The following is a 12,654-nucleotide window of genomic DNA, read 5'->3' as shown; positions in this document are numbered from 1 at the left end:
CGGCCACAGATGCCGGTCGCCGCACCCGACGGAGTGATCCCACTCCGTCGCTGACACCGGTTAAGCTGCAGACCTCGGCTGGGGATTTTCAGGAAGCGCCTCTGGCCCACTTCGCAGAGCGCCATCACACCATCCCCGGCGCGTTCTCCGACTGGGTTATTCCGAGCCCGCAACTGCCGAGTTGAGGACGGCTTCATCGGCGCGGCGGGCGACAACGACAGCTGCAGAGACGACAGGTCGGACACAACCTCGGCCTGAGGCAACCAGTCTTTAGGGCGTGTCTCATTTGGCGAGTTTCTTGTAGCAGGTGATGGCGGCGCCGAGGGTGAGGAAGGCCAGGAAGTGGCTGGGTTTGCGTTCGTAACGCACGGTCAGGCGCCGGTATCCGGTCAACCAGACGATCGTCCGTTCGATGACCCACCGGTGCTTGCCAAGCTTGTCGCCGGATTCGATGCCTTTGCGGGCGATGCGGGGGATGATCCCGCGCCGGCGGAGCCAGCCGCGCAGCGCGGGAATGTCGTAGGCCTTGTCCGCGTGCAGCTTGACCGGCTTCCGGCGCCGGGGTCCGCGACGGGAGCGGATCGCCGGAATCGCGTTGACCAGAGGCTTGAGTGCGTGGCTGTCGTGGGTGTTGGCCGCGGAGATCCCGACGGTCAGGGGCAGGCCGGCCCGGTCGGACAGGGCGTGGATTTTCGAGCCGGGTTTGCCGCGGTCGACCGGGTTCGAGCCGGTCAGTCCGCCCCCCTTTTTGCCCTGACGGAGGCTCCGTCCACGACCGCGCGGGACCAGTCGATCATGCCTTTGCCGCCCAGTTCGTCCAGCACCGCCTGGTGCAGCTGCCGCCACAGCCCGGCCTCGGTCCACTCGGTGAACCGGCGATGCGCTGTCGGTACGGTGACCCCGAAGCTGGGCGGCAGATGACGCCAGGCACACCCACTGGTCAGCACAAACACGATAGCAGTGAACACCGCCCGATCATCCACTCGTGACATCCCGCCACCTTGTGGACGCGTCTTGCCCGGCGGAATGAGCGGCTCGACCAGCGCCCACAACTCGTCGGGCACCAGCCGCCGCGACAACTCGTCCATCACGCCATGATCTTGCCCGCACCTCCGTCAAGATCCAAGTGAGACACGCTCTTAGCACGGGATCAATTTCGGTTCGATAGTGCCGCTTGAGCTCTGGCGATAATCTCTCTAGACAACATGGCGACATGCGGGTCGTGCACAAGGTGGCTTTGGCTGACGTCGGCCGCAACCTTGGTCAGCGCTTCGTCGATGTCCTTGATGCTGCCGTCGCAGACCGCAGCATTCAATGCGAAGAGCTCGAACTTGGCCCGGTATTCACCCGTGGCAATTGCGCTGACGTGTACGAAACAAGACTTACCGAGCAGACGCCGCAGTAATAGCCTCGGTTCCGGCGATGCGTAATCGAGCGTTTTGGCCACCAGAGCTAGAGCAATGTTGTGCAGTGCCTGCTGTGCCGACTCATACGAGAGCGGAGGATTACCGAGTTCGATTGCAAGGTTATCAATCTCCACGCCACACTCGTTCCATTTACCCTGGCGCACTAGCGCTTCCACAAGAAGTCGACGCAGTTCGGTATCAAGGCTAGATCCATAACGTGATTGCATGAGAAGTGCACGCGAAATCGACTCGGCGCCGCGATCATCTCCTTTGCTGATCATTTGGTTTATTCGTTCAAAGGCCTCGATTTCTTCGGTCAAAGCAGTACTGGGTAGACGTTTCTGCAGGTCGCGGAATACCGAAACAAGGGCGTTCGACCGGTGCGTCACGGGCATGCGATCGTGCAGGAAACTCAGGATGCTGAGCGAGTACGCACAAAAGGTAACTGCCGGTGCGTGCGTCTCGTCGTTCAATGCCAGTCTCTGCGTGCAGGTCAGAACTCGTGCCAGTTCCGTCACGGCGGGGTGCGGGTCGAAGTGGCCGGCCTGATCGGAGTTGACAAGTGCGCGAGCCAGGTGCAGGCGAGCCTGGTGCTCCAGAAAAGAGTCTCCGCCGTCCGCGTCATCAAGAATCATGTTTATCTCTGAACGCAACAAGTCGATCGCTTCCTCATTGCGTCCCGCAGCGACGTAGATGCCAGCCAAATTCCCTGCCAGTACCGCGATTCGGCGGCCTGCGACGCCGAGCCGCCTCAGATGGCCCACAAGCGTGGCGGCGTGCGGAGCCAGTTGGTGCGCCTTACTGACCTCTAGGTTGTGGGTGGCTGCGGACAGCCAGTGGTTGACATGAAGGGCCAACCGGCGGAGCTCGTCATTCCATTCTTCCCGGGTCGGACTTTCGAGGCGGGTCCGCACCACCTCTTGCAGCACCGCGTTGACGGCGATGGTGTGGTCAGCGGCGGGGACGAGATCGGAGGCTCGCCATGCCAGCCGTTCGTCGTGGCGGGCGAACGATATTCGGCGCAGTGCCCGGACTGCCTCCGACAGTTGTGGATCTCGGACGATAGCTGGCCCAGCGTGCTCGGAGATGTTGTCGAAATCGGAGAGGTTGTCGGTCCCCACGGCCAGCGGCGCCGTCAGAAGCTGTACGGGTATCCGCCTGCCGCTAAGGTAACTGGCGCGCTTGAGAAACTCGGTCGCCAGCGCGGCGATCTCCGTCGAGTTGGACCGGTGCAGGACATCCAAACCGAGATCGATGGCCGCAACAAGCGTGCGTGGATAGCCGCGCGGAACCGCGAGGTTGTCGCCGAGCGAGCGAACCTTCAACTGCTGGAGATAATAGTCGACATCGGCGAGGGTATAGCCGCAACCACGGAGGTAACCGGTCGCGAGTTCGAGGGCCAGCGGCCAGCGCTCCAGAGCCTCCGCCAACCGCCGCGCTTGATCACCGGATTCGGCGGGAGGCTCATCGAGCCGGAGATGGATGAGCTCTACGGCCTCGTCACTCGTCAGAGCGGTCACCGCGATCGAGCTTCCCAGGCGGGCCGTGCTGTCGATGGTCGTGATGAGCACGTCGGCATCGGCTAGACGGGGCAACCACCGTTGTGCCAGGTCCGCCATCGCATCGTCGAACACGAGGAGGAACCTCCCCGTTTGTGTGCTCAACGCTTCGTGTACAGCTGACCGCAAACGCTCGCTGGTGTCGTACCGTTCGAGCCCGAGGCGGATGGCCACCGTCTGGAAGCCGTCCTCGATGCTGTCGGGGCTCGTCGCGTCGATCCAGTAGATCGCCTGATAGGCGTCAGCGTAGGCCGCGACGTAGGACGCAGCCAGGCTCGACTTCCCGATCCCGGACAACCCCGTCAACGCGCAGTGCCGCACCGAGCGACCAGTGGGCCGATACGGCTGCAGCGCACCGACGATCTGCTCGACCAAGGCGCCGCGGGGCAGGTCCGGTACCGGCGCCATCAGTCCGAGAACGCTGCCCCAGTCACGCCCATCGAGGACATCGACGATGTCCCGCTCATCTTGGACCACGGCCCGGGTAACCTCGGCCTTTGTCCACACTGCGTGCTCTTCGAACGCTGCCCTACGGTGCACCTCGGCCAACAGGTGCGCCAACAGCAGACCCGAAGACCGGGGCCCGACTCCGCGACCGTAGTTCCGCCGGAAGTCCCGCACTTTTGTTTTTACACCATCCGCGACGTCCGTGCGGTCACGGTGATCCACCAGCAAGCGGCAGCGCCCCAACCGCTGGACCTGATCGTCCGTTAGTTCGGTGACGTCTGCCGATGAGCGGGCTTCGGCCAGAACTCGCGTCAATTGCGCCCGCCGCTCGGCTACCGAGAGATCGTCGCATGCGAGAAGATCCGCTACCTTGGCCGCGCCGGGAGCCAATCGCACGTTGGTCAGTAACTCGTAGCGCTCCGCGCTACACCGGGTGACCAATTCGACCATGATTCGGTAGGCGACCCCGGTGCCAAGGGAGGCGGTCGAACCACCGGTTTTGACCTGCGCAGCGAGCAGCACCTCGCCGTCCGGACCGACCAAGTCGAAGTCGACGACGTCAACCTGCTCAGATTCGCCAGCGCCAGCGCTGCCCTCGACCCGGCAAGCCTCGAAACGATCATTTTCAACCGCCGCGAGTACGGCCTCGACCGTGCAAAGGTACTGGTATAAGAAACCCCATGCGGCGACCCGGCCTCCGTCCACGGCCCGACACTACCGACCTGCCGGCCACCAGGTCACCCCGATCGGCGTTCGACGTGGCCGATACATCCGATTGGTCGAGCATGAAGACACCCACGAGTATCGCAGGCACTGATGCTCTTCGTCGTAGAGAGCCGCCACGACTGTCAGCAACCCAGACCTGTGATCACCTCACTGACCTGCCCGCCCTCAGCGACCCATGGTCATGAGGTGGCGAACACCCACCTCTGCCGCTGATCGCGCGCTTACGTCCGGTCCTGCCGACGAGCGGACACCGACGCCACCGCGAGGCCGGCGGCTTTGTCGCCACGTTCACCGCGTGTAACACGGAGACTGTTGGCAAGGCGTAGACAGCCAGCTGAAGCGGTGGATCCTTGAACGGCTCGGGTGAAGACGTGGGCGCAGGCGTTTCCGGGCCGCCAGGCAACCGCAGTGGCCTTCCTGGTGTATTGGAGGCATGACGGGTCGTCGAGGTCCTGGCTGCCCGAAGCGGCCCTGTTGTGGCTTCCCCTGGTCGTGCTGATCGGCGGGCTCGCGGTGGTGTGGACCGGCGTTTCCATGGCCGCGGACGTGAACCGGTCGGCGGGGCTCTTCCCGGGGCGGGTCGTCTCGGTCGGGGTCCGGGAGCCCCCGACCGCCGACGTCGAGTACACCGGACCCGACGGGGTGACGAGGTGGGAGACCGTCGAGAACCACCAAGGGCGGCGTGCTGTCGCTCTGGGCCGCCCGGTGCAGATCCGGTTGTGGCCGGACGAACAGCGCGCGGAACTGGACGCCGGGGACAAGCACACCGGGCCGATCGTGGCCGGCAGCTTGCTGACTCTGCTCGGCGCGGGCGCCACCGTCCTGCTGTTCCTGTGGCATCACGGCGTGAGGCTGGAGAAGTACCTGGAGCGGTTCGAAATGTGGTGGTGTTGGTGGCTGTCTCGCTGGCGGTGACGTCTCTTCTCTCCGCCGGCCGTCCCGGCGCAGCAGTATCGCGGGCATGGACAGCAACACACGAGTTTGTTCGGCACCGGAACGAAATGATCATCGGGGATCATCTGTTCGGGTGAGATGCTTCACCTGCGATGCAGGAGGGACGCCGATGAGACCTGGCGAAGGGATCGCCCTGCTGGTGTTCGGGGGCTCTTGGCGTGACGCTGATCATCAGGTTCCGGTGGCGGGAGAAGTTCGAGGGTTTCGGTCGGGTCCCGCTGCCGGAACCGGCCTACGAATGCCAGTTCGCGGCGTTGCGGGACGAGGACCTCGTCCTGCGGGGCGAAGCCTGGGTGAACCACCGCCACGTGACATGGCCCTCGGCCAGCCTGCTGGTCAGCCGCGACCAGGCCGAGATGTCGGCCAGCCACAGCTGGTTCGGCGCGGTGGCGGTGAAGTCGCGCCGGACCAGGTCGTCGCGGACCGGCGGACCGGCCTTCTTGCCGTTGCGGCCGCGTTTCCTGCCGAACGCGCTCCACCAGCCCATGGACGAGCAGATCCGCCACGCGGTCCGATCCGCCATCGACAGGCCGGCGTCGCGGGCTTCGTCGGCCAAAACCGGTAGCCGAACTCCGGATCGTCGCGGTGCGCGTCGAACAACGCGTTCGCTCGATATGCCCGCTCGAGCTCGGCGGCGGTGATCGGTCTGGCACGCCACCGGCAGTAGGGCTGTCGAGCGATGTTCAAGACCCGGCACGTCACCGCGACGGGGATACTGTCCGCGGCCAGCTCGCTCACGGGCGGGTAGAGCCTTTTCCCGGTAGGTTCGCCTGCGACAGATACGCCGTCGCCCGGCGCAGGACCTCGTTCTCCTGCTCCAGCTGCTTGATCCGCTTGCGCGCTTCACGCAGTTCGGCCGAGTCGTTCCTACTCACACCGGGTTTGGTGCATTCGTCGGTGTCGCCTGGCGCAGCCACTTGAACAGCGTCATCGGGTGGACCCCGATGTCTTTGGCGATCTGCTCCACCGTCACACCGGGCTCACGGTTACGGGCGACCCGCACGACATCGTCGCGGAACTCCCGAAGGCAGGGCCTGGGCACAGCGATATCCTCCCAGCTCACCACCACAGCAAGCCAACTCAGATGCCACCTGCTCGTGCAGCAGACCCTTCTGGTCACTCCCGTGGCCGAGACACTGAACTTGGCTCCTCGGCAGGGCCTGATTGGCCGCCTGCCGAGCGTGATCAGGCGCAGCAGCCTTCGCGCTGGGTGACTTCAGCCGGAACTGCTAGTCCAACCGGTGACAGCGCGGCTGTTTCGCTTGTTCTCTAGATAGGGGCTAGCTAGAGTTCAAGGTATGTCATCGCCGAGAATGACGCTACCGACGCAGCTGGTTTTGCGTGCTCTTCTTGAAGAGCCGACTCGGGAGATGTACGGGCTTGAGGTCTGCCGCGCCGCAGGACTGCCTAGCGGCACCATCCACCCGATCTTGACGAGACTTGAGAAGGCGGGCTGGCTACAGAGCCGTTGGGAGAAGGTCGATCCCGTCGAGCGAGGACGACCACGGCGGAAGTATTACTGCCTGGATCCCAATCGCGTCGGCGCTGTTCTGGCTGCGCTGCAGCGATCTGATGCGTCCGCTCAGGCGTTGGCCCGCCTTCGGCCCAGCTTGGCGGGAGAAGCGGGATGAGGCGCTTCGACCTTGACCGCGAACGCGGCCGCGACTTCTACGATGACCTCGCAACCGCGCACGACCGTGCGCTGTGCTTCGTCAACGACCTGGCAAGTGCGCGCGAGGAAGCCCGCAGACTTTCCGCTGAGTTCGCGTTCAGTGTGACCTACTCCCTGGGCAGCCACAGCCCCGGGCCCGGTCTGCCGCAAGCACTCGACCGCTCCCGCTGCGTCAGCGCCATGCTCGCCGATTGCGTCGCTCGGACCGCTGACGCTGACCTCACCCGGCAACTGGTCTGGGCCTGCGCCTTCGTGTCTAGCAGTACTCACGCCCTCGCCACGGATCTCGCCCAGCACGGCGCTCCGGCCATAGTTCGCGGGCATGCCTTCGCCAACGGCCTCGTCGGCGTCCTAGACGAGGCCGTCGCGCGCGCTGAGGTGCTCAGCGCCGAGTTCCACGACATGACTGGGGTGTCGGAGACATCGCGACAGTTGACTGAGTGCGCTGTCACGCTGCTGCCCGCTATCGAACGAGCTGAGTACGGAGAACTCTTTCGCTCAGACCTGGTAGAGCTGGCCGGAGGTCAGTGCGGGAGATGGGCGCAGCTGTGGCATTCCCTCCGGGTCTTGATCGGCATTCCGAGCCTGCGGCTTGTGCTACGCGAGGACGCGAACCCTGCCCGGGAGCGATCATGGTGACGCACAGAAGGTCGGCGGAGCCCGCACATCCACACGGCTGGATCGGCTATGTCGTCGCCGATCGCGAGCGGACAGGCAACGTCCTGCGCCTTGCTCGGTGGCTCGTCCCTGCCGCCGTATCCATGGTGGCCATCGTGGCGGCTGTCCTGGTCGTGCTTGTGCTGGTGTCACCGCTGGCGGCGGCCGGGCTGCTGGGCGGTGGATCGACCGCGACTGCAGGTGGGCTGGCGGTCCGTCGTTGGCGTCGGCGTGGCCAAACGACTCGCGGCGCCCGGTCGTAATCTCGGCGCTTCAGGCGTGTACGCCGCACTCAGAAACGGGCCTGGATCTTTCGCTCCGGAGAACTGATGAATAACATCATGGGGTGATATTTCGGCAGCTGCAGCGAAGCGGTCCGACTGCGTTCAGGAGTGATTCGGTGGACGAAGAATTTGCCCGGAGCAACCACCTCCGGTCGGAGGTGCACAACGAGTTCATGACACTCCTGCTGAAAGTGGTCGAGCAACCCGAATTTGCCACGGAGATCGCCGAAGAGCGCTTAGATCAAGACAAGCTGATCCGCGATGTGACCAACAATCCTCGGTTGATGGATCGTTCGGTGCTGGTCTACAAGCCGGTCCTCGACGCACAGCAGGCCTTGTTATCCTTACACGACGAGCGACCCCGGCTCTGGACGCCAGGCTGGCGCCCTAAACTGCGCAATTTCGTCGCGATCGTCGTCGGGCTGACCATCCCCTTAGTGGCCGTGTGGTTGCTGAGCACCTTCACCTTCCTCAACGGAACGATCACGGCATTACTACCTTTTGTGATCTTCGGAGCGATGTTCGCAGCCCTGGGATTCCTGGTCCGGCGGGGGCTTCCGGAGAGTGTCTGGGAGCGGCTGACATGGGAGCGCAGCCGGCTGCAAGCCTGGTTCGATCACCGTGATGAACAGAACGAATTGCGTCAGGTCCTTCGCGACGACGTGGTCGTGCCGTATGTCCGGGAGTGGATCAACGGCGCGAAGGAGCTGACGTTCGACACCGTCTTGACCTTGCGCGACGGGACAGGTCTCCTATCTCAAGGGCATGACAGCCCGCTGGTCCAGACGCAGTCGATCAAGGCGTTCAGGCGCGAGCTGTCGCGCCCGCAGCCCGGCTCCATCGGGATCGCCGGACCACGAGGCGTCGGTAAGTCAACCCTCATTTCGAGCACTCTCGACAACGCCTTCACCGGAGCTGACCAGCCGCCGTTCCTCACCGTCGCGGCGAGTGCACCGGTGCGGTACGACGCCCGCGAATTCATGCTGCACCTCTATGCGATCACGTGTCGCGCGGTTCTCAGCTCCGCGGGCACCGACGATCAGCTTCCCGCGGAAAGCGAAGACGAACTGGTCTGGCGCAGGCTGCGGCGGCGGGAGGTTTTCATCAGCCGGGTACGGCATGGTTCCCGCGTCATCATGGTGAGCGCGCTCTGGGTGATCACCTCGGTCGTCACCCTGCTCATCTGCCTCGACCTCTTCGACGCGAGCCCTGATGTGACCGACGTAAGAGTAAACGCGATGGTGCACGGGCTACTCACTGATTTCACGAACTACGTCACGCCATGGCAGTGGGGTCTTCTTCCGCAGATCGCGGCGCTGTTGATGATCGCATACGCCGTCGTCAGGCCGGCGTGGCTGATCAGCCGATACCTGATGGACGGCGTCACAGCCCTGGTGTTCGGAGAGTGGCGGCGCCGGGTGCGCCGGTTTTACAGCCTGGAGCACAAGGCCTTGTGCGCACTGGCCCGGCGTGACCTGCGGCAGGTGCGGTTTTTGCAGACCCGAACCGAAGGGTGGTCGGGAAAGCTGAGCACCGGTGGCTTGTTCGAGCTGGGCTTGACCCGGACGATCGCCCGAGCCGAAAGGCCGCTCACGCATCCCGAGATCGTCGACGACTACCGCCGGTTGCTCGAGCGTGTCGTCTCGGTACTCGTCCCGGACGACATCAGCGGGATCATCGTCGCGATCGACGAGCTTGACAAGTTCGCCGATGCCGCGCAGGCCCGGGAATTCATCGACGAGATCAAGGGTGTCTTCGGAGTGGACGGATGTGTGTTCCTGGTATCCGTGTCCGAGGACGCGCTGACTTCGTTTCATCGCCGGGGAATCCCCGTTCGCGACGCTTTCGACAGCGCGTTCACCACCGTCGTCCGCGTCGAACCCTTCTCCCTCGACGACGCCCGCGCGTGGCTAGCGAAGCGCACGATCGGGATTCCGGAACCATTTATCCACCTGTGCTACAGCTTCTCCGGTGGCCTGCCCCGCGAGCTACGCCGCGTCGCGGTAGCGATGTACGACCGGCTCACGGATCCCGAGATGGAGAGCGACCTCGACTCGATCGTTCCGTCTCTGGTCGCCGCGGACCTCTCCGCCAAGCTGAAAGCCTTTGCGAGTGCCGCCGTCCAACTGGAGGGTGAAGCCGACCCGAGTTCGTTCCTGGCCACGGTGACCTCAACGGTGCATGCCGAAGCATCGTGGATGATCAGCCAGTGCAGCGCGTTGCTCCCCGAAGATGTGCGCGGCAACCCCACTGCGCTGTCCCGGTTGCGCTGGGAAGCCGCAAGCTACCTGTATTTCAGCGCGACCATCGTCGAGTTCTTCACCAACGGTCTGACCGCCACGACCATCCAACTGGCCGCGAGCGACGGCAGCGTCGTCTGTCTGGCATCGGCACGTCAGCAGATGTCGATCGACCCGAAGGTGAGCTGGCAGCTGATCACCGACTTCAGGCGACGGCGCGGGCTAGCGGAGACCGCGCCGCCAATTCCGGCGCAATAAGAGGGCCCTTCGGCCTCGAGCGCTACTCGGCATTCTGGACTGATGATCTGCACCGTTGCGTGGCAGGCGTGTCAGCAAAGTCCTGCTCATCCACGCCCGCGACCCCGACGACCCGGGCCACCACTGGTGGGAACTGCCCGGCGGCGGCCAAGACGCCGGCGAGAAGCTCGAGGACACCGCCCGACGCGAGATCACCGAAGAGACCGGGCTCGTCCTGGACGAGATCGGCCGCAAGCTCTGGACCCGCGAAAGCCGATTCACCTACCGCGGCCGCGAGCACCATCGGCTCGACCACGTCTACCTCGCCCGCACCGACGACGACATCGCGTCGCGCACCGTCACCCGGCACTCAGCCAATGAGCGGGCAGGGCTCATCGAGCGCCGCTGGTGGCCGGCCGCAGCCGTCTCGGAATGCCACGACAAACTCCTGCCAGCCGAGCTGCCGGACCTCCTGCAGGCCCCGCTCGACGGCCGCTTCCCGGCCACTCCGCTGCCCCTCACCGCCTGAGATCCGCGGCGCCGGTGTGGATGCATGGCGCCCCGGCGCGGCTCATGGCGATGCGCGCCCGGAACGACTGAGCCACCGGACCGCTGGGCAACGACGCCGTCCACCGGTACGTCGGAGCCCGAGCCGCTCCGCCCGTCACCAGCGTCCGCCCGAAGCCGAGGCGGCGGTGCTCAGCAGCGACATGGACGTAGCCGAGGGTGGCCATGCGGCAGGAAGCACAGATCGAGACGGTCGCGGTCGCGACCTCGCGCCCATCGAGGCGAAGTTCGAACCGGCCGCTGAGCGTTCCGGCCTGCGGCTGGTGGACCACCATCCCCAGGCCGTCGCCAGGAGCTGCCTCCGGGGTGTACTAGGTCGCGACGTCCAGCTGAGCCCATTCAGCGAGGCGCCGCGAAGACGGATCGAACCCCTCTTGCGCGGCAGACTTCGCACAGCGTGCCGTGCAGCTCATAACGGTGGATGTAGGGCACGAGGTTGTCGTAGAGGTCGAGCCGGTGGCCGAGCAGGCAGACGGCGCGCTTGCCGACACCCGGGCGGATCGGGACGAGATCGCCGAACTCGCCACGTGTCCCCGAACGAACGACGCTGCCGGGCCCTCGCCGATCAGTGAGGCCGTGACGATCGGACGGGCCTCCAGCTCGCCCCCTGGTGGATGAGGGAGCACCCGCAGCCACCCCGGACGAACCGGTAGCGGATCCCCTCACCGAGAACGGTGGTGGCGGCCCGGCTGCCTTGTCCCCCACTCCCGCCGCCGACCACTGCCGCCGTTTCTCGCCTCGACCGGCTTGCGCGAGCGTAGTAGCCGACGGGCCTTCCGCTGAAGTTCCCGCCACTCGTGAGCCCTACTACCTCAGTGGGCGGGATAATCGGCCCGCCAGGCGTCGGCCCCTGACCGCGCTCCTGCGCCGGACAGCACATCGAAGAGCCGGCCAGCACAAGGGAGACGCACTCGTGACACTTTCTCACAAGGCAGGGACCTTGTCCTCTTTATTAAGGATTCGCGCAGCTCAAGACTGGATCTTGCGATCCGCGGGCACTGGAGTGCGCTGGCCAGGACCACCTGCCAGGGTGCTCGGCGCGCAGCGGTTTGTTGAACCCACGATGTTATGAGGCACAGTGAAAGACCGTCGATTGCTGGTTCCGGCCACGATTGTACTCGTAGCGTTCGTCAGTTGCGGCACTCCCGCAGACAAGGGCGCCGCGGTCACAGTGAACTGCTCAGATCCGAATCTATCCCAATCCGACTGGACAACATATTGTGCATCGGCCGCTCAGACTCCACCCTCTGCGACCGTCGAGACCCAACCACACGCCGCACCCTCATTGCAATTCAATCAGACGTACAAGGGGCAACATGGCACGGTAACTGTGTCGAACCCACAGCCGTATCGCCCCAGCGATACAGCTGCGATCGGGCCAGATGACAAGCGAGCGATCGTCGTCACGATCTCTGTATCCAACACCTCTGGTGAAGTGCTGCACGGCTATGACTGGATCGCCAAAGTCACTGCGGACGGAACCGCAGGCGACCAGGTGTTCGACTCGGGCAGCTCAGGTGGGCCCAGCGAACCGCCAGACATCCTGCCAGGCAAGACTGGCTCGTGGCGGGTCGTGCTCGGCCTCCCAACGGCGGGCTCCGCCGATATAGTGCTCTCGCTGAGTTGGGGTCTGGCAGAGCCAATCTACTGGGAAGGCCAAGCCTGAGAGCGAAACCGCGACCTCGTCGAGCCGACGTTCAGTTTGGCTTCTCGATACGCCGCCTCGGATACACGATGATCTCGAACAACCACAGCCGCACAGTGGGATCGAGTGGAGACTAGTACTCCAGCCGGGCTTCGTGATCTTCATGGCTCCTGGAGCGATTGGCGCTGGTAGTGGGCTTGTGTGCGCGATATTGATGGCGTCGGCGCCAGTACGAGCAGTGCAAGACGTGCTGGATGTCC

The 12,654-nt window shown here is 64.6% G+C and carries 12 protein-coding genes; 7 read left to right on the top strand and 5 right to left on the bottom strand.

Annotation, left to right across the window (positions count from 1 at the left end):
- The coding region (locus ACLJQZ_RS47955; RefSeq protein ID WP_410628354.1) for a hypothetical protein at positions 1 to 185 on the top strand (185 nt) is incomplete at its 5' end.
- Between the two features lie 97 nt (positions 186 to 282).
- Here the strand turns inward: ACLJQZ_RS47955 and ACLJQZ_RS47950 are convergent.
- Together ACLJQZ_RS47950 and ACLJQZ_RS47945 are read right to left on the bottom strand one after the other, a co-directional pair.
- Positions 283 to 1,088, bottom strand: a protein-coding gene (locus ACLJQZ_RS47950) for an IS5 family transposase (RefSeq protein WP_410628352.1) whose coding sequence is annotated in 2 segments (ribosomal slippage) — positions 283 to 752 and positions 752 to 1,088 — 807 coding nt in all. Because the reading frame shifts where the segments join, the coding sequence is not laid out codon by codon here.
- A gap of 62 nt (positions 1,089 to 1,150) precedes the next feature.
- Complete coding sequence (locus tag ACLJQZ_RS47945) at positions 1,151 to 4,117, bottom strand: NB-ARC domain-containing protein (protein WP_410628351.1); 2,967 nt, start codon at positions 4,115 to 4,117, stop codon at positions 1,151 to 1,153.
- Positions 4,118 to 4,612: 495 nt separating this feature from the next.
- Between ACLJQZ_RS47945 and ACLJQZ_RS47940 the strand changes: the two genes are divergently transcribed.
- Positions 4,613 to 5,053: a hypothetical protein gene (locus ACLJQZ_RS47940; RefSeq protein ID WP_410628349.1), complete on the top strand. Its 441-nt coding sequence runs from the start codon at positions 4,613 to 4,615 to the stop codon at positions 5,051 to 5,053.
- A 271-nt stretch (positions 5,054 to 5,324) separates the two neighbouring features.
- Here ACLJQZ_RS47940 and ACLJQZ_RS47935 read toward each other — a convergent pair whose 3' ends face one another.
- The 3 genes from ACLJQZ_RS47935 to ACLJQZ_RS47925 form a co-directional block, all read right to left on the bottom strand.
- Positions 5,325 to 5,648 carry a hypothetical protein gene (locus ACLJQZ_RS47935; RefSeq protein WP_410628348.1) on the bottom strand — a complete coding sequence of 108 codons (324 nt, stop codon included), beginning with the start codon at positions 5,646 to 5,648 and terminating at the stop codon, positions 5,325 to 5,327.
- Positions 5,649 to 5,826: 178 nt separating this feature from the next.
- A complete protein-coding gene (locus tag ACLJQZ_RS47930) occupies positions 5,827 to 5,967 on the bottom strand; it encodes a hypothetical protein (protein WP_410628347.1) in 141 nt (46 codons plus the stop codon).
- Positions 5,964 to 6,059: a hypothetical protein gene (locus ACLJQZ_RS47925; protein ID WP_410628346.1), complete on the bottom strand. Its 96-nt coding sequence runs from the start codon at positions 6,057 to 6,059 to the stop codon at positions 5,964 to 5,966. Before ACLJQZ_RS47925 ends, ACLJQZ_RS47930 begins: the two co-directional genes overlap by 4 nt.
- 331 nt (positions 6,060 to 6,390) lie before the next feature.
- Here ACLJQZ_RS47925 and ACLJQZ_RS47920 point away from each other — a divergent pair, with 331 nt between their 5' ends.
- The 5 genes from ACLJQZ_RS47920 to ACLJQZ_RS47900 all read left to right on the top strand — a co-directional run bounded on the left by ACLJQZ_RS47920 (position 6,391) and on the right by ACLJQZ_RS47900 (position 12,415).
- A complete protein-coding gene (locus tag ACLJQZ_RS47920; RefSeq protein ID WP_410628345.1) occupies positions 6,391 to 6,723 on the top strand; it encodes a PadR family transcriptional regulator in 333 nt (110 codons plus the stop codon).
- The gene (locus ACLJQZ_RS47915) at positions 6,720 to 7,403 is read left to right on the top strand and encodes a hypothetical protein (protein WP_410628344.1); all 684 of its coding nucleotides are present in this window, start codon (positions 6,720 to 6,722) and stop codon (positions 7,401 to 7,403) included. The genes ACLJQZ_RS47920 and ACLJQZ_RS47915 overlap by 4 nt, the downstream gene beginning before the upstream one ends.
- A 418-nt stretch (positions 7,404 to 7,821) precedes the next feature.
- Complete coding sequence (locus tag ACLJQZ_RS47910; RefSeq protein ID WP_410628342.1) at positions 7,822 to 10,203, top strand: hypothetical protein; 2,382 nt, start codon at positions 7,822 to 7,824, stop codon at positions 10,201 to 10,203.
- 55 nt (positions 10,204 to 10,258) lie between these two features.
- A complete protein-coding gene (locus ACLJQZ_RS47905) occupies positions 10,259 to 10,711 on the top strand; it encodes an NUDIX domain-containing protein (RefSeq protein ID WP_410628340.1) in 453 nt (150 codons plus the stop codon).
- Positions 10,712 to 12,079: 1,368 nt separating this feature from the next.
- Positions 12,080 to 12,415 (top strand): hypothetical protein, encoded by a 336-nt coding sequence (locus ACLJQZ_RS47900; RefSeq protein WP_410628338.1) that lies wholly within the window; start codon positions 12,080 to 12,082, stop codon positions 12,413 to 12,415.
- Positions 12,416 to 12,654 lie beyond the last annotated feature (239 nt).

The sequence above is a fragment of the Amycolatopsis sp. cmx-8-4 genome, from assembly GCF_046548675.1.
Classification (GTDB): domain Bacteria; phylum Actinomycetota; class Actinomycetes; order Mycobacteriales; family Pseudonocardiaceae; genus Amycolatopsis.
Note: the sequence above shows the minus strand (reverse complement) of the source record. Positions and strands in the feature narration are given on the sequence as shown.